At 42.5% G+C, this 17,634-nt stretch carries 15 protein-coding genes; 12 read left to right on the top strand and 3 right to left on the bottom strand.

All coding sequences use genetic code 11. The features are described from left to right. Nucleotides 1–112 precede the first annotated feature (112 nt). The 4 genes from NST12_RS11620 to pheA all read left to right on the top strand — a co-directional run bounded on the left by NST12_RS11620 (nt 113) and on the right by pheA (nt 3,924). The gene (locus tag NST12_RS11620; RefSeq protein WP_003355515.1) at nt 113–664 is read left to right on the top strand and encodes a Spo0B C-terminal domain-containing protein; all 552 of its coding nucleotides are present in this window, start codon (nt 113–115) and stop codon (nt 662–664) included. A 314-nt stretch (nt 665–978) separates the two neighbouring features. After that, a complete protein-coding gene (gene obgE, locus NST12_RS11615; protein WP_048623764.1) occupies nt 979–2,268 on the top strand; it encodes a GTPase ObgE in 1,290 nt (429 codons plus the stop codon). A 104-nt stretch (nt 2,269–2,372) separates the two neighbouring features. Continuing rightward, nucleotides 2,373–2,828, top strand: a complete 456-nt coding sequence (locus tag NST12_RS11610) for an ACT domain-containing protein (protein ID WP_048623763.1) — start codon at nt 2,373–2,375, stop codon at nt 2,826–2,828. Nucleotides 2,829–3,078: 250 nt separating this feature from the next. After that, entirely contained in the window at nt 3,079–3,924 is an 846-nt protein-coding gene (pheA, locus tag NST12_RS11605; RefSeq protein ID WP_003355511.1) for a prephenate dehydratase, read from the top strand. A 121-nt stretch (nt 3,925–4,045) separates the two neighbouring features. On the opposite strand, the gene NST12_RS11600 is transcribed toward pheA, so the two are convergent. Together NST12_RS11600 and NST12_RS11595 are read right to left on the bottom strand one after the other, a co-directional pair. Continuing rightward, on the bottom strand, nt 4,046–4,585 hold the full coding sequence (locus NST12_RS11600) for a transcription repressor NadR (RefSeq protein ID WP_048623762.1): 540 nt from the start codon (nt 4,583–4,585) through the stop codon (nt 4,046–4,048). A gap of 44 nt (nt 4,586–4,629) precedes the next feature. Next, nucleotides 4,630–5,793 (bottom strand): IscS subfamily cysteine desulfurase, encoded by a 1,164-nt coding sequence (locus tag NST12_RS11595; RefSeq protein ID WP_341101303.1) that lies wholly within the window; start codon nt 5,791–5,793, stop codon nt 4,630–4,632. Between the two features lie 175 nt (nt 5,794–5,968). Here NST12_RS11595 and nadB point away from each other — a divergent pair, with 175 nt between their 5' ends. The 7 genes from nadB (at nt 5,969) to NST12_RS11560 (ending at nt 13,811) form a co-directional block, all read left to right on the top strand. After that, nucleotides 5,969–7,564, top strand: coding sequence for an L-aspartate oxidase (nadB, locus tag NST12_RS11590; RefSeq protein WP_341101301.1), 1,596 nt, complete (start codon nt 5,969–5,971; stop codon nt 7,562–7,564). Next, nucleotides 7,533–8,378: a carboxylating nicotinate-nucleotide diphosphorylase gene (gene nadC / locus NST12_RS11585; protein ID WP_048623759.1), complete on the top strand. Its 846-nt coding sequence runs from the start codon at nt 7,533–7,535 to the stop codon at nt 8,376–8,378. Before nadB ends, nadC begins: the two co-directional genes overlap by 32 nt. A gap of 15 nt (nt 8,379–8,393) precedes the next feature. Continuing rightward, nucleotides 8,394–9,497 (top strand): quinolinate synthase NadA, encoded by a 1,104-nt coding sequence (gene nadA, locus NST12_RS11580; protein WP_341101298.1) that lies wholly within the window; start codon nt 8,394–8,396, stop codon nt 9,495–9,497. Nucleotides 9,498–9,640: 143 nt separating this feature from the next. Further along, complete coding sequence (gene safA / locus NST12_RS11575; RefSeq protein WP_341101296.1) at nt 9,641–10,882, top strand: SafA/ExsA family spore coat assembly protein; 1,242 nt, start codon at nt 9,641–9,643, stop codon at nt 10,880–10,882. After that, nucleotides 10,866–11,831: a hypothetical protein gene (locus NST12_RS11570; protein WP_048623756.1), complete on the top strand. Its 966-nt coding sequence runs from the start codon at nt 10,866–10,868 to the stop codon at nt 11,829–11,831. The genes safA and NST12_RS11570 overlap by 17 nt, the downstream gene beginning before the upstream one ends. Before the next feature lie 103 nt (nt 11,832–11,934). Continuing rightward, a complete protein-coding gene (locus NST12_RS11565; RefSeq protein WP_048623755.1) occupies nt 11,935–12,666 on the top strand; it encodes a YhcN/YlaJ family sporulation lipoprotein in 732 nt (243 codons plus the stop codon). A 416-nt stretch (nt 12,667–13,082) separates the two neighbouring features. Beyond that, nucleotides 13,083–13,811, top strand: a complete 729-nt coding sequence (locus NST12_RS11560; RefSeq protein ID WP_048623754.1) for a YebC/PmpR family DNA-binding transcriptional regulator — start codon at nt 13,083–13,085, stop codon at nt 13,809–13,811. 147 nt (nt 13,812–13,958) lie between these two features. Here the strand turns inward: NST12_RS11560 and mprF are convergent, their stop codons facing one another. Then, complete coding sequence (mprF, locus tag NST12_RS11555; RefSeq protein WP_048623753.1) at nt 13,959–16,523, bottom strand: bifunctional lysylphosphatidylglycerol flippase/synthetase MprF; 2,565 nt, start codon at nt 16,521–16,523, stop codon at nt 13,959–13,961. Between the two features lie 278 nt (nt 16,524–16,801). Here mprF and NST12_RS11550 point away from each other — a divergent pair, with 278 nt between their 5' ends. Continuing rightward, nucleotides 16,802–17,374, top strand: a complete 573-nt coding sequence (locus tag NST12_RS11550) for a BofC C-terminal domain-containing protein (RefSeq protein WP_341030020.1) — start codon at nt 16,802–16,804, stop codon at nt 17,372–17,374. Nucleotides 17,375–17,634: the final 260 nt, after the last annotated feature.

The following is a 17,634-nucleotide window of genomic DNA, read 5'->3' as shown; positions in this document are numbered from 1 at the left end:
AGCAATCCTCTGTATCTCATTTCAATCTTTTCTGTTATACTTCATAATGAAGAAGAATGGGAAAACCATTGAGTGTGGGATGGTTACTATATGACAAAATAGGAGTAAAAGAATGAATAATGACTGGACGCTGCTGGAAGTTTTAAAATACGTGCGGCATGATTGGATGAATCGCATCCAGTTAATCAAGGGCAATCTTGATTTAGGACATACAGAAAATGCAAAACGTGTCATTGACGAAATTATTTTAAATAGCCGTCAGGAAACAAGGCTGACCAATTTAAATTTACCATGTTTGGCTGAATGGATCATGACTTACAATTGGCGGTCTCGACAACTGACGCTAGAATACGAGATTTTGGATGATTATCGCAACGTTTCGTTAAACGATCAGCTCATAACAAAATGGATGTGCACTTTGTGCCAAGAAATCGAAAAGAGGGTGGATCCTCGAGGAGAGAATCATTTATTTCTTTCTATTCAAGAAAGAGGCAAGGCGCATTGTTTCTTTTTTGACTTAAGTGGGATAATAAAAGACAGCCATGAACTGGAAAGATGGATTGAGCAATCCGTCAAATCGCTTTTCGAAACAGAGGTGGAATTCATCGAATCAACAGATGAGAACTTGCAATTTCAAGTTTGTTTTTCTCCTATGGAAAGATAATCATCAAGTGTGGCTGGCACAGGACATAACCATTCTGTTTTGAAAGAAGTCCAATGATGATGAAGAAATAAATGGATTCTGGATGCTTAGGTGAGCAGTCCCCAGCTCTCCCTCGTGTTAAAAAAATTTGCAGCGCTCTTCAAAAAAGAGCGGCAACCTTTTAATAAAGATAAACTTTGTCAAAGAAGACCATCTGTTCTTCGTTTTTTTGATAAGCGATCTTTACACACGTATAAGATAAAAAACTTGTATGGTACCATTTAGAATAAAACGATCTTCAATAGACTTTATTGGGAAGTAAATGGAGGTTTTCTATGTTTGTCGATCAAGTCAAAATCTATGTTAAAGGCGGAGATGGCGGAAATGGCATGGTAGCGTTCCGACGTGAAAAATATGTGCCTAAAGGCGGTCCTGCCGGGGGAGACGGCGGCAAAGGAGCCGATGTTGTGTTCGAAGTCGACGAAGGACTGAGAACGTTGATGGATTTCCGCTATCAGCGCCATTTTAAAGCGCCGCGCGGAGAAAACGGAATGAGTAAAAATCAGCATGGAAAAAATGCGGAGGATATGGTGGTCAAAGTACCGCCGGGAACGGTTGTGATCGATGATGATACAAAAGAAGTCATTGCCGATTTAACGGAACACGGCCAGCGTGTAGTGGTAGCTAAAGGAGGAAGAGGAGGAAGAGGAAATACCCGTTTTGCCACTCCCGCGAATCCGGCTCCGGAAATTTGCGAGAAAGGCGAACCGGGAGAAGAACGATATGTCGTTCTTGAATTAAAGCTCCTTGCCGATGTTGGTCTTGTCGGTTTTCCAAGTGTAGGAAAATCTACGCTGTTATCTGTAGTGTCACGCGCAAGGCCTAAAATTGCCGATTACCACTTTACGACGATCGTTCCTAACCTTGGCGTGGTAGAAACAGAAGACGGCCGCAGTTTTGTGATGGCTGACTTGCCCGGGCTGATTGAAGGAGCCCATCAAGGGGTTGGATTAGGACACCAATTTTTGCGTCATATTGAGCGAACGCGTGTGATTGTCCATGTGATCGATATGTCGGCGTCAGAAGGTCGAGATCCATATGAGGATTATGTAACGATCAACAATGAGCTAAAAGAATATAACTTACGGTTAACCGAAAGACCACAAATTATTGTGGCTAATAAAATGGATATTCCAGAAGCACATGAAAATTTAAAACGGTTTAAAGAAAAACTTCAAGAAGACTATCCTGTTTTTCCTATTTCAGCTGCAACGAGAGAAGGAATACGGGAGCTATTGTTTGCGATTGCGGATAAGCTGGAAGAAACACCTGAATTTCCTCTTCATGATGCCGAAGAAAAACAAGGCGTTCACCGAGTCGTGTATAAATACGAACGGCCTGAAGAGGAGTTTACCATTACAAGAGATCCTGATGGCGCCTTTGTTCTGAGTGGGGCAAAAATTGAAAAGCTGTTTAAAATGACAGACTTTACCCGTGATGAATCCATCCGACGCTTTGCTAGACAAATGAGAAGCCTCGGAGTCGATGAGGCTCTCAGAGCAAAAGGAGCGAAAGACGGGGATACTGTCCGTTTATTGGATTACGAATTTGAATTTATCGAATAATGATGGAGTCGGGCCGGACTATTCGTTAAGCTATGTTCGGCCGAAGATTCTTTTCCACTAGCACTGCCAAAAGTTTTATTTTATCGCAATTGGGGGAAAATGCATTGCGAAAAAAGGATCTGAATCAAAAATTTTACTTAGTTCGTGAGGATGTCCTGCCGGAAGCCATGAAAAAAACGTTGGAAGTGAAAGAACTTTTGGAACGCGGAAAAGCCGATTCGGTCCAAGATGCTGTAAACAAAGTTGATTTAAGCCGGAGCGCCTTTTATAAATACAGGGATACCGTATTCCCTTTCCATACGGTTGTAAAAGAGAAGATCATTACGTTGTTTTTTTATTTGGAGGATCGTTCAGGGACGCTGTCACAATTGCTCGAGGTAGCGGCTCGTTTCCATTGCAATGTGCTGACCATCCACCAGACGATTCCCATTCAAGGCCGGGCGAATGTCACTCTTTCGCTTGACGTGACCAATATGTCAACGGACTTGGATGACTTGCTCAACAAGCTGAAAAAACTGGAATTTGTCGAAAAAGTGGAAGTGCTAGGTTCGGGTGCATAAAAATTAGGTATATTATTCCCACATTAAGGGACAGTAAGCCCTTTTTAGGAGATGTGCAGGAGAAAAAAGAGAAGGGGAAAAGGTCTAACTGCCTCTAAATGCCCGATTGGTTCCACTAACCATTCTTGTTCCCGCATGGAGGGGCAGTTGCCTCTGATGCCTAAATAGCTCCATTAATCATCCGTGAAACACCGATGGGAGTGTCACTCCATTTTTCATAATTTTCTTGACAGAGGGAGAGAGAAATCAAATGAAGATATCTTATTTAGGACCTGCGGCGACATTTACAGATTTAGCCGTTTGTTCTGCTTTTCCAAAAGCGGAAAAAAAAGCATGCATGACCATTCCGGAGTGTATGGATGAGGTTATGGAAGGAAAAGCGGATTTGGCAGTAGTACCGCTGGAGAATACATTGGAAGGAACCGTGAATTTAACCATTGATTATTTAACCCAAGAAGTCGATTTAAAAATTATTGCAGAGTTGATTGCCCCCATTCGGCAGCATTTATTAATGCATCCTCAAAATGCAGAGCGTTGGAAGAACATCGAAAAAGTGATGTCTCATCCTCATGCCATTGCCCAATGCTATAAGTTTTTACATACATATTTTGAGAAAGTGCCATGTGAAGAAGCAGCATCGACTGCTGCCGCTGCACGTTACGTAAGTGAACATCCGGAAGAGCTCACCGCTGCGATTGGGAATTCATTATCCGCCGAAAAATACGGCTTAACCATCGTGAAGGAAAATATTCACGATTATGATTTCAACCATACCAAATTTATTGTGCTGTCCAAAGAAGAACAAAAGCTGGAATTACCTTATGAGTCTGGTGTGGAGAAGACGACGATTATGGTCACATTGCCATCGGATCAAGCGGGGGCGCTTCATCAAGTGTTATCAGCGCTTGCTTGGCGAAAAATCAACTTGAGCAAGATTGAATCCAGGCCGGTCAAGACCGGACTGGGAAACTATTTTTTCATTATCGATATTAATCAAAGGATGGACGACATTTTGCTTCCCAACGCCTTTGCTGAGATGGAAGCGCTGGGTTGTACAGTCAAAGTTCTTGGAAGCTATTTATCGTATCAAATTTAAATATGGAAAACGGGCATCCAGCCAAAAAGGCTTTTGATGCCCTTTTTTCATAAATGAAATGAAAAGAGCGATTAAGCCAGGAAATTCAATAAAACCTTTGCGGGTGCTCCGAGGCGTCAAACTATTCGTCTAAGAGAAATCCTGCTTTTTTCAGGGCTTTTTCCGCTGCGTCAAGAGTGCGGGAATCCTTGGCACTGACAGTATGGAGATGCACACCGTCGGTCAACTCCGACAAAAAGGCAGCGTTCGTTTCGCGAATTCTGGCCATAAACTGTTCGACCTCTTTGCGATTGGATACCATTATGGATGCTGTTAAATCACCGTATACAGGATGTTCGATTTTCACATCTTTTACGGTAAGACCATAGTCCACAAGCAAATTAAGCTCCGCTTCCGCTTCATCCGGAGAATGATAACAGGCGATCGTCCGCTCAAAAACGCCATCATTGCCTGACTGAGGTAAATACATATATCCTTGGCTTGTGGCAATAATCGGTTCATTTCTTGCTTTTAAAATAGTAATATCGTTAACAATCACTTGACGGCTAACGTTGGTTTTTTTCGCTAGTTCGCTTCCAGTGATCGGATCAGACGATTGTTTTAAATACTGCAAAATAAGCGTTCTTCTTTCTTCCCCTAAAATTTTTCTGCCGGAAGACAACAAAATCCCTCCAATTGCTTCAATATCTTTTAGCCGATTTTCTACTACGATTGTATCATAGTTCGTTGAGCTAGCGAACCCGGAGAGAACCGGCGAGCGATGTCATAAAGTGTTTTTGCCAGCTCTATGATATCAACATCAGGCGTTTGATCGCTGAAGGATATTCGGAAAAACTGTTTTGCAGAAGCATCAGGTTCTCTCATGGCGGTAATCGTTTTGGCTCCTTCTCCTTTTCCTTCTGAACACGCACTGCCGGTGGAAATGGCAAAGCCAAGCCGGTTGCATTCGAGCATGACAAGCTGCCCTTCTATTCCGTCCATGGTCATTCCGATAATGGATGGAAGCTGGACGCTTTGTTCCGCCTCATAAATGGTGTATGGGAAGTCTGGCAAGGCGGAACGAAAAAGTTTACGCTTTCTTGAGCATTCTTTCCAGTAAGATGGAGGATCTGTTTTGGCAGCAGCTAACGCGAAGGCGGCAATTCCGGGTACGTTGATCGTTCCGCCACGGAATCCGTCTTCTTGCGAAAGAAGCGGAAAGACCGGTTCATAGGAGCAGTCTGGGCGAATATAGACGGCTCCGACTCCTTTCGGTCCGCCGATTTTGTGAGAAGCAACGGAGAGACTGTCCACATAAGGAATGATTTCTCGTATATCGACTTTTCCAAAAGATTGGACGCAATCTGTGTGAAATAACACTTTTTTTCGATCGATAAGCCTGCTGATTTCCTGTATAGGTTGAAGTGTTCCGATTTCTTGATTCACGTGTTGGATGGAAATCAATATCGTGTCAGGACGAAGATTTTCAAGGACTTGTTCGGTCGATATTTGACCGTTTTTTTCCATTTTCAGTTTGGTTATTTGAAATCCCTCTTTTTCCAGAAAGTGAACGGCGGAAAGGACAGAAGCATGTTCACTTTCAGCCGTAATGATATGGTTTCCTCTGCCGATTTCCCGCGCTTTTCTGGCTAGTGATATGATGGCAAGCAAATTGCTTTCTGTTCCTCCTGAAGTAAAAAAAAGTCCTTTAGGTTCTACACCCATTTGTTCGGCAAGAATGGAGCGGCCGTTCTCCAATACGTCCCGGGCGCTGATCCCGATGTTATGATGGCTTTTGCTGTTTCCAAAATATATTTTGCTGATTTCCACATAGGCAGAAAGAGCTTCTTCGTCCATTGGAACAGTGGCCGCACAGTCAAAATATTTCATTTTTCCCACTCCTTTCGATTCTGTCAAAAAAAACGATTTCAAAAAATGCTTGTCAATAGTTTAATTTTATGCAAATATATGTGTCAAGACATCTGTAAAAATTCAAATAAAAATCTCCGGGGGAGTATAGAGGAAAATGTTACAGGCGTGTAGAGACAAAAAGGAGAGATAAAGAATGGAGAAAGAAGCGGATGTAGTGATTATCGGGGGAGGGGTGGCGGCTCTTCAGCTTGCTCGCTATCTTCATCCGCAATTTCATGTAGTGATCATGACAAAAAGCAAAATCCGAAACAGCAACTCTTACAAGGCACAGGGAGGGATTGCTGCGGTTGTTTCCGAGACGGATCGATTGGATTTGCATGTTCAGGATACGTTAGTTGCCGGAAGGTACCACCAATCTACTAAAGTAGTGGATAGCCTCGTGCGGGAAGGTTCTGAAGTGGTGAAAGAGTTAATCAAAAGCGGTCTTCCTGTTGACCGGAATGAAACGGGAGAGGTGGCGTTAGGACTTGAAGGAGCCCATAGTCGCCGCCGAATTGTTCATTGCGGCGGGGATGCAACAGGTCGTTATTTAATTGAATTTTTATTGGATCGGTTACCGCCAAATGTTGAAATAGTGGAGAATGAGCTGGTTTTTGAACTACTGCTTACAAACGATCGAAGCCGATGTATCGGCGTAGCGGCAAAATCAGTTGACGGTTCTGTTCATCGCTATTTTGGCCGTCATATTGTTCTGGCAACAGGGGGAGCAGGCGCACTTTATCCGTATACATCCAATCATCCGCGAATGATCGGAGATGGAGTGGCGATGGCTTACCGAGCTGGAGCGGCAGTGGCTGATATGGAATTTGTTCAGTTCCACCCAACATTGTTATACGTAGATGGAGCAACAAAAGGTTTAATTTCAGAAGCGGTAAGAGGAGCCGGAGCTATTTTACTGGACAGTAAAGGAAGGCGGATCATGGAAGGAGTTCATCCGCAAAAAGATTTGTCTCCGAGACATATTGTCGCCTATGAGATTTACAAAAGAAGAGCAGAACAGCAGGACGTTTTTTTAGATATAAGCGGAATATCTCATTTTGAAGAAAAGTTCCCGAGCATTTCTCAATTATGCCGCGAGCAGGGTGTGGATCTTAAGGAAGGAAAAATCCCGGTAGTGCCCGGAAGCCACTTTTTAATGGGCGGAATCGTCATCGATTCCTTTGGACGAACTTCGGTCAATGGATTATATGCGATCGGGGAAACAGCATCCAGCGGGGTCCATGGAGCCAATAGGCTGGCCAGTAATTCTCTTTTAGAAGGGCTTGTGTTTGGGAAAAGAACAGCTGAGTTTATCAACCATGAATCTCACGTTTCGTCGATACGATCCGTTCTTTATGACTATCCGTTGAAAGTGAAAGAAGACGAAATGCCAAATCTCGATTCAGAACAGTTGAAATGGAACATGATCGAAAATGTAGGCGTCATCCGAGATGAAGCCGGACTTAACAGACAATTGAATTGGCTGCCGGTTCAGTTTTTGGAATCTTTGATGGAACAATCTTTGGAAAGGCTATCAATCGAACAAATTCAAACGATTTTTATGTTTATCAATAGTTTTATCATGACGAAGTCGGCATTGATTCGGAAAGAGAGTCGCGGTGCCCACATACGAAGCGATTTTCCAAATGAAGACCTTTTTTGGAAAGGTCGGCGCATTATCCATGAACAAACGAAAATAACATGGAGGAGAGGGTCTTATGAATCGCATCAAACTGGAATCCATGCTTAAAGATTTTTTTATCGAAGATATTGGGGACGGGGATATAAGTGCAGAAGCCATTTTTACGGCTGATGATCGCGGCTCTTTTTACTTTTTGTCAAAGGCGGACGGCGTTTTTTGTGGCAGTGATGTCATTAAGACAGGTTTTCGTCTGATCGATCCCACTTCGGAGGTAACCGTATATCGGAAAGATGGCGATGTTGTGGAAAAAGGAGAACTCATAGCTGAAATCAAGGGTGCGATGCGCGGCCTTCTCCAAGGCGAAAGGGTGATCTTAAATTTGATTCAAAGGATGTCCGGGATTGCCACAGTAACGGCTAAGGCAGTTGAAATCGTTAAAGGGACGGGGGCGAATATTTGCGATACAAGAAAAACAACTCCCGGTCTAAGGATGCTTGAAAAATATGCCGTTCGAGTAGGCGGGGGCTATAACCATCGCAAAGGACTTTTTGATGCCATTATGTTAAAAGATAATCATATTGCATTTGCAGGGAGTATTTTGTCTGCGGTGAAAAGGGCAAAACAGTTTGCTGGGCACACGACGAAAGTAGAAGTGGAAATTGAAACGAAAGAACAGCTGCTGGAAGCGGTAGAAGCCGGTGCCGATGTTATTATGTTTGATAATTGCACTCCGGAACAAATACGCGATTGGATCATTTATGTGCCGAATCATATTCGTACAGAAGCTTCAGGAGGCATTACTTTGTCGAATTTGAGAGCGTATGCCGAAACGGGTGTACAATGGATTTCTCTTGGCTTTTTGACCCACTCTTACCAAGTGCTCGATATCAGCGCAAAGGTGCAGCCAAATTTTATATCTTAAAAGGGGGATTGGATGATGAATTTGTTGCAGGCGCTTCAACAAACAACGGTGATTCCGGAGCATTATAACAAGATGACCATTCAAGAGATGGAAGAAAGAGTCCGAGAATTGAAAACTCGTTTAGGAGAACGATTGTTTATTCCCGGGCATCATTATCAAAGGGATGAAGTGATTCAATTTGCGGATGCCGTTGGAGATTCTTTTAAGCTTGCGAGGATTTCCGCTGATAATAAAAAGGCGGAATACATCGTCTTTTGCGGTGTTCATTTTATGGCGGAGACGGCTGATATTTTGACCGCGCCTGATCAAAAAGTGATATTGCCCGATAGGAAAGCCGGCTGCTCGATGGCGGATATGGCGGATATCCATCAAACAGAGAGGGCATGGAACAAGCTGGCGAATTGGTTTGGCGACACCGTTTTGCCATTAACATATGTGAATTCCACGGCGGAGATCAAAGCATTTGTTGGCAGAAACGGCGGAGCCACGGTCACTTCTTCCAATGCCCATAAAATATTGAAATGGGGATTCTCGCAAAAAGAACGAATTCTGTTTCTCCCGGACCAACATCTTGGACGAAATACCGCTTATGATTTAGGTGTCGATCTTCAACAAATGGCTCTTTGGGACCCGTTGAAAGACGAATTGATCTACGATGGGGATGTGAATGAGATTAAAGTGATTTTATGGAAAGGGCATTGTTCTGTACATGAAAATTTTACTATCCATAATGTCCGGGAAGTACGGAATAAATATCCGAACATCAATATTATCGTACATCCGGAATGTCGTCGGGAAGTCGTGGAGGCTTCGGATAGCAGTGGTTCCACGAACTACATTATCCGAACAATTGAAAAAGCGGCGCCGGGAACATCTTGGGCGATTGGAACAGAAATGAATCTCGTCAGTCGTCTGATCAAACAACATCCGGATAAACATATTATTTCCCTTAACCCGAATTTTTGTCCGTGTATGACGATGAACCGTATTGATCTTCCCCATCTGCTTTGGTCATTGGAGTCCATTTACAAAGGAGATTCCGTCAATTTCATCAAGGTGCCTGAACAAGTGGCGATCGAAGCCAAACTTGCGCTTGAACGAATGCTTGCACTTGCATGATTCAAAATGGCCGCCTATCATGTCTTTCCGAGCAGGAAAGGCATATTTTTTTGGAAAAAAACATAAATTTTTGTGTAAGTTCAATCGCATTTTGGGATCTGAGGCATACAATATATGGACTTACGCCTAAGGAGGGAAAAATGTTGAAGATCCATATAGTGCAAAAAGGTGATACGCTGTGGACGATCGCAAAAAAATACGGCGTGTCTTTTGAAGAATTAAAAAAGATAAATTCTCAGCTCTCCAATCCGGAAATGATTATGCCTGGCATGAAAATTAAAATACCCGGAACAGGGGGAAACGTAAAAAAAGGGCCCAGCCATCATCATGGCCACCATGGACATCATGGAAAAGAAATAAAAAAATACGAACATCCATTTAAAGAATCGAAACCTCCTACTATTCCAACCGCAGAAACGCCCAGCCAAGTCACCAAAAAAGAAGTCCCGAAAGAAAAGCCCAAACATGTCGCCCCCATAATGCCGCAGCCAATCGTTCCGGATATAGAAATCAATCAGCATTTTGACGTGACAATGGAGCAAATGAACAAACAAATTAGTCAACAAACGCAAAAAGAAATTCATAAGGTGCCGCCCAATATATTTCCCGGACTGGAGGAGTCAGTGGAATTCACGGAAGAAAAGGAATCATCGTCTCATCATCATCAAATCGCCCAATTTGAATGTGGCGGGAACTTTCCATATGTAAGTCCATACTATACGAATTGTTATCCCGCTCCCGTCCCGGTTTATCCGTATCAACCGCAGTGGTCGCATCCCGTCCCGGTTGTTCAACCTGCCGAGAATCCGGTTTTTCACCAGCCTTCCTATCCGTACGGACTTCCCGGAGCGGGGATGAATGAACCAATGGAAGAGTCCTCCTCAGCGCTGCTGCCTTTTACGGAAAGTCAGGCTCCAGGAATGTATCCTCCGGGTGCTTACGGGAACCAGCCGAATTATGTTCCGATTTCCCCAGTGGCACCGGGAACTGGATATGATCCTTATTATGGTGCTTCTTATCCTGGTGCAGTCTATCCGCCGATGCCAAATCAACCGATGCCAAATCAGATGCCAAACCAACCAATGCCAAATCAACCAATGCCTTATCAACAGGCAGGACCGACGGAGGGTAAATGGTCAAATGATTGCCATTGCCAAGATCAAAGCGGACAACAAATCCCGTCTTATCCAGGAGGGACTTTCATGCCGGTTCAGCCGGCGCCTTATCAGCCCCTGTATCCGCAGGCACCATACGGTTTTTATGGCCAGCTCAGTTCAGGACCGGCGGCTCCTTACGGGGAACAGGGATATCCGCCGGCGTCTGATCAAAATTCAGATTTTAGGACCTCTAGAACGGATGATGAGAGTCATGATGATGATCAATGATGTATGTAGTGGGGACGATTTTAGTCATCGTCTCCTTTTATCTGTTCAAAATGTGTTGAAAGAACCCGTGCTGTCCTATAAGCCTATAAAAGAAGGAAAATGGAAAATTTTTTTGCCGTCAGGACCATGGTTTCTGAAGGAATTTTCTTCAGAAACAAAATGGAAACAACAACAAGCACTTATTCGTTCGCTTCATAGCGTTCATTTTTTAAAAACAGCAGAGCCTCATCCTATGCAAACGGAAGAAGTCATCTCCTTTCAAAAACGATTTTATGGCGTTTTCCGATGGATCGAATCATCCATTCCCCCTTTTTCCTATAAAAGAGAAGAAGAAAGAATTCAAGCTCTTTCTGTTTTAAATGAATTCCACGCTTGCACAGAGACATTTTATTCCTCTTTTTTGTCTGTTATTTCGCAGTTTGATCAAACAAAAAAATGGAAAGAGAGGCATCATGAATTTGAGGCCAATAGAAAGAAACTGGAATGGTATTTATCTTTGAACGCGATCAAAAAGTATTTATGGATGGGGGAACGAGCGATAGAGGCAATATCGAAATTCACGATACAAGATGAAATGGCGATCATTCACGGAGACGTCGCCCATCATAATTTTATCAAAGATCGCTCTAATCGCTTGTTTATTACGGATTTCGACCTGATTGCCATTGCTCCGAAAACATATGATTACATTCAGTTTGCCATGAGAGTTTTGCCCATTCTTCATTGGGATGAATCCCTTCTTTGGAAACATCCTTTTTTGGACAAATATCAAGATGATCCATTTTTTCTTGCTCATTTGCTGTTTCCAAGCGATATCTTTAGAGAATGGAACCGTTTTTTCAAACGCCCTCGAAGCGGTCATTTACCGTATTTATATCAAATAACCGTCAAGGAAATGGACGAACGCACGGCCTTTTTTAACAAAATATTCGCTAGAATGTTCAAATGACGTATCGTTTTTCGAATCCATTCCCTCGTATAGTTTTTTTTAAGCCCCGCACACTATAAAATGAGCTGATTGTCGAGCTCACTATGTGGCAAAAGAGGGGATAATGGTGAAAAAAATTTACCAATCTCTCGTTTCGGGAGTGATGGTTTTGAGTCTTGCCGCTTGTTCAGGAGGAGAAGACGCTTATGGAGGCGACCGGGCCAATTATCATCCAAAGGGTGTTTTTTCCAACGAAGGGCATGGCGGCGATACGAATGACCGGCATGATGGCCCGATGACAGAACTGTATGACCACTCTGTCGGCAGAGAAGGTCAGGCCATTCGTGAACATAAAAGAAGATATTTGCAAGTGCGTGATGATAACGGAAATCCTCCCAACCCGACCGTTCCGCTTGCGAAAGATGATAAAAACTTTTGGGCCAGAGATAATCAGTTCAGTCGTAAAGATGCAAACTATCATGGACATTTGCAAACTCAATTGCCTCAGACCAAAAATTCATATTATCAAGCTTATGAAGGGAAAATGGCAGAGAGACTGGCCGCTAAAGCGGTAAAAGTCAATCATGTTCAAGATGCAAGAGCCGTCGTTTATAACAAAGATGTGATCATTGCGGTCATAACCGAAAACGGATCGGCTAAAGAAAAAGTCAAATCAAGCGTCAAAAAAGCAGTCCAACCGTATTTAAACGGGCGCCGATGCACTGTTGTTACGGGTATAGGCAATTTCGGCCGCGTTCGCAATATAGATAATGAACTAAGGGACGGCGGACCAAAAGATCAAATAGAACTTGATTTAAAAGAAATGATGCGAACTTTACGCCATCAGGAAAGATAAAGAAAAAGGGGATGTCCCGAAAGTCAGTAATATGACACAGGGGCACCCCTTTTTTGAGTAAAGCTTTCTATCGTGAAATTCACTCGCTTTCCGTGTGTCTTCTCGCTCTCGGGCCTCGCCTGGTCCGCTTTTTCCACTGATTCTCGCCCACCGCGGTCATCTACAATTTCACTTAGTTAATGCCAAACAGCGCTTTTTCCATTATTCCGTAGAAATCAAAGAGGAGACCGGCACATCCATTATCATTCGGCGTTGGAAGGAATAAAAAGCAAAAGCGAAGAAGAGGAAGAGCCTTTGGTCTGTCGAGGCTGCGCTCGTGTTCGCCTGAACGGTCCGTAATCCCCAGGAACTTACCAAAAGGAAATAAAATGTGCTATATTATTGTCGGAAAAACAGATTTGAGAGGGGTATTTAGGATGGCAGGTCATTCTAAATGGAAAAATATCCAACGGAGAAAAAATGCGCAGGATGCGAAAAAAGGGAAAGTGTTTCAAAAGCTGGCGAAAGAAATCTACGTAGCCGCTAAAAGAGGGCTTCCTGATCCTGACGCTAACCCTGCTTTACGGCTTGTCGTTGAAAAGGCGAAAGCGGCAAACATGCCAAATGACAATATAAAACGAGCCATTGAAAAAGCTCGCGGCAATCAAAATGGAGAAAATTACGAGGAAATTGTGTATGAAGGATATGGCCCCGGCGGTGTTGCCATCATGGTCACGTGCTTGACTGACAACAAAAACCGCACGGCATCAAATGTGCGGATGGCTTTTTCGAAAAATGGAGGAAATCTTGGGGAAACAGGCTGTGTTTCCTATTTGTTTGACCGCAAAGGCTATTTGGTCATTGAAAGAGAAGATTTGAATCTCGACGAAGATGATATGCTTCTGCAAGCTATTGAAGCCGGAGCGGAAGAAATGGAAACGAGCGAGGAAGCTTTTGAAATTTATACGGATCCGGAGAACTTTATGGAAGTGAAAGAAAACTTGGAAAAAGCGGGATTTACTTTTGCAACCGCTGAAATCACGATGGTTCCGCAAACTTATACGGTGCTTGATGATGAGCAATCAGCCAAAATGGAAAAATTGCTCGACATGCTCGAAGACAACGATGATGTGCAAGAAATTTATCATAACTATCAAGAAGCTTAATAAGTTTCATCCATCATCCATTTGGAGCAAGGCCTCGTTTTTCGATTTTATATAAAAGCTTTTTACGTGAGCGTTCATGATAAAAAAAGGACATGTTGGCAATCTGCGATAAACGCGTAGAATGCCGGCATGTCCTTTTTTGCTGTATCATTTAGAAGATGATGGTTTCGGTTTCCCGCGATTGATGAGTCTTGCGACATCGATCATCGAGAAAGGCAAGAAGCGGTATTTTCGGTAAGCCATATATCTTGGCTCCCAGTTTGGATCATATTTTTCTTTGAATTTTCGCAGTCCGGCGAAATGGTAAATATATTGAATATGATGAAACATATGGGAAGCAATCCGTTCCGGCCAAAAAGCAGTTTCGGTTTGGCCGACATTGGAAAGCGGCGTCATACCTAAGTTGAATGTGGTATAGCCGTGTTCTTGTGCCCATTCAATCATGGCAATCAATAGACCGTCCATAATGCCGGGAGGAGCATCGGGTACATATCGCATTAAGTCGATGGAAATAATTCCTTCCTGGTAAGTCGGCATTAAGCTGGCAAAGGCCATGATCTTTCCTTCTTCCGTTTCCAATACCGCGACGGGGGCAAGCGAGAGATAGTCTCGATCAAAATAACCTAAAGAAAATCCTTTTTCTTTTTTCTTACCGAGCCATTGATTAGAGACTTCTTCAAGATTATGGAAAAATTCGTCTGTAAATGGTGGTTCCACCATCCGAAAGCGTATATTTTCTCTTTTTAATCTGTTTTTGGTGGATCGAAGTCCTGCCTTTCGCTTTCCTCTCAAGGAAAATGAAGTTAAATCGACGATCGCTTCCTCTCCCAGTTTAAAGAAGGAGTTGCCAAAGTCATGGTACATCGGCATGTATTTAGATTGGACTTGATAAAAAATGATATGATAACCGAAACGATCCGCTTTTTTATAAAGATCATTCAACAATGAATAAAACGAGTCTTCGTTTCCCACCGGATCGCCAAGCACCACCACTTTATCGCGAATGATCGAAAATTGAATAAAGGCATTTCCATCTTTGGACAAGAAAAAGGATTTGTCCCCTAAAAACGCCAGATGGCTTAAATAATTTCCCCCATAATGATGAAGCAATTCCAAAAGCTTCTCATCGGAAACTTCCATTTCGAATTTTTCGTTGTGCTTGGATTCAAAAGTGTAATAAAAAATGATATTCAGAATGAGGAAGATAGCGGTGCTCATTCCAAATGTCAATTCGACATCATTTTTTTGTACGGTCATTCCTAGTTCATATGCATAATCAGGAAGACTGTTTAACGTAATAAAGTAGATCCAATAAAACAACATAAACAAGCCGACAAGAACCAGTTTCCGGACTCCCGTTACAGGACGGCGGATGCGGTCGAACTTTTTCTTCGAGTAGCCAAAAAGCAAGATCATGCCAATCAGCCAAATAACCTCTAAAACGGTTCCCGCTGTTAAGAGAACAAAAAGAAGCGCCAGAACAAAGCTGTTGAAAACAAAGTGGCGAGCTCTCTTCGTCCCTAAATAAACCCCTTTGACACTTAATATCAAAGTGATGGAAAGAGCGACCAGAAAGGCGTCAAACAATAATTTGATATAACGAGTATAATCTTTGCCGGCGATTGAATGATCAAAATGATAAGGCTCAATTCCATATAAAAATAAGTAGACTCCGCTCAAAAACACCAAAATGGAAAAAGACAAATACGGAATTTTTTGCACCCAGCTTTTTTGCAAGGACAAGACGACGCTCGAAGTATCAATCGCCGGTCCAAGAATCGGTTTCATTTCCGGCTTTTTCAATACGTTGCCGCTGAATTCGTAAATGGTAAAGATAAGCCCTAGAAGAAAAGGCAAAAAGTAATAAACAGTACGATACAATAACAGAGCGGATACAATCGTTTCTTCTTGATAGCCCAATTCTTGAAAACCGATTAAATAAATAACATCAAAAGCGCCTAAGCCTCCGGGAATCATACTGATTAATCCGGCAGCAGCTGAAGTGAAGAAAATGCCGCAAGCTGTTCCAAACGGTACATGGATCCCCAAAACCCGCAACGAAAAAAAGGCGACAATGGCCGCTGACAGCCATTCGATAATAGAAGCGACCATATATTGTACCGATAAAGTGAAAGAAGTAGCGTCTTTCCCTTTGATGCGAGACAGAAGAAAAAAGGCGGGCAAATAGAGCGCGATGACGACTACTACGATGTCGAGCCACTTTTTGCTGGCAAGCAGAGGTTTGGCATGAAAAAAGTTCAAGAGCACGAATAGACAATAAAACGACAAGCCGGCAAGGGTGCCTGTCGCCATCCAAGCAATTCCCCTCAACAGCTTAGATTCTTCTTTCGTATGCTGCTTATACAACATCATTCTTAATCCCGCGCCGATGATGCCGCCAAAGCCCAAAATTCCGTTAAGCGTATTGGCAATCCAAGAGATGCGGAATATTTTTCCCGTACGAATATTCAAGTTCAAAAAACGAAGAAGAAAGAAATCATAAAGAAACATCGTACTGACCGCGAGCAAGCCTAATAATACAACTACCGTCACTTGGTAGGATGAAAGACTTTTTAATAAGCGGATGGAATCGCTAATGGAGATGTTGGAAAGTTCTCTTTTTCCTTGAAAAAAGACAAATACAATGATGGCTAATGAAAAGAAAAATTTTGCTGAACTGCGTAGCCTTTTGAATGTAAGGAATTGTTGCAATATGATCTTCTCCTTTGCTCCGCATAGTCCGTCCGTCAGTTCGTTTCGCTGCGTCAGCGACGACGGACGCTTTTTCCTTCCTTCATTCTATAATAAGTAAGCCAAAGATAGAATTTTTTTCTTCTGCTGTCAAGAGGCCGTATCCTTGGCAAAATGAGAGAAAAAAAGGGGATAGTCGTCCGTTGAAAGGACTATATTTGCTCTTTCGATTATGATTATATTTCTCCTTTTTGGAACAAACTATCAACAAGAGTTCATTACATTTAGGTGGTGTTTACATGACGCTGTTTACAAGAATCAGTTTTATGATGTTATTGGTGGCAGGAGCGTTTTTCCTTACGATTTTCCACGATGAAGCCAAAACGGATACGAGCAAAAAATCGGCCGAGAGTGAAGAAAAGCCAATAAGTACTGCCGGTGTCGTGTCGCCCAATGTTTCTGAAAAAAAGATGACCGTGATTTTAGACAGAATTTATTTGGATGGAGAGGTCAGCGAAGAAATCCGGACAGAGCCGTTCATTTCTATTGGAGATATACTTGAACGTTATAAAAACTGGAAATTGGTAGAAATGGATGATACAGAAGCTGTGTTTCAAAAAAAAATAAACGATATATCTCCTTTATTAAAAGCTAACGGATATTTTGGCATTACGGACAAAGGGGTTTTATCCATTTTCAAGGGAAAACCGGAAGGAAAAAACGCCCAAATTATTCAATCTTTTTTTCAAATTGATGTTCATAAACTTGAAAGCGGCGTTCAAAAAGAATTACGACACGGAATTCCCATTAAGACAAAAGAAAAATATACGAAAGTAATTGAAACGTTTAAGCCATACTCCATCGAAAAATAAAAACAGGATGATTTTGACCTTTGTTCATTTCAATCCAAGCTTTTGGATACAGTATTCAATCACAGTCGTTTTCAAGAAAATAAACGACCTTTCCTCGACTTAACACTGAGAAAAGGCCTTTTTATTTTTACTTATAAAGAGCTCGCGGCAAAAAAGCCGTGAAAAGGAGAGTGCTGAAAATATTGTTATCTTGCTGTCAAAGGGGATTTGACTATTCAGATTCAAATGACTTTCTGGAAAAAGAAAAGAAACGAACCCGA

This window comes from Bacillus sp. FSL W8-1127, from assembly GCF_038006725.1.
In the GTDB taxonomy this organism is placed as follows: Bacteria; Bacillota; Bacilli; order Bacillales; family DSM-4216; genus Bacillus_O; species Bacillus_O smithii.
Note: the sequence above shows the minus strand (reverse complement) of the source record. Positions and strands in the feature narration are given on the sequence as shown.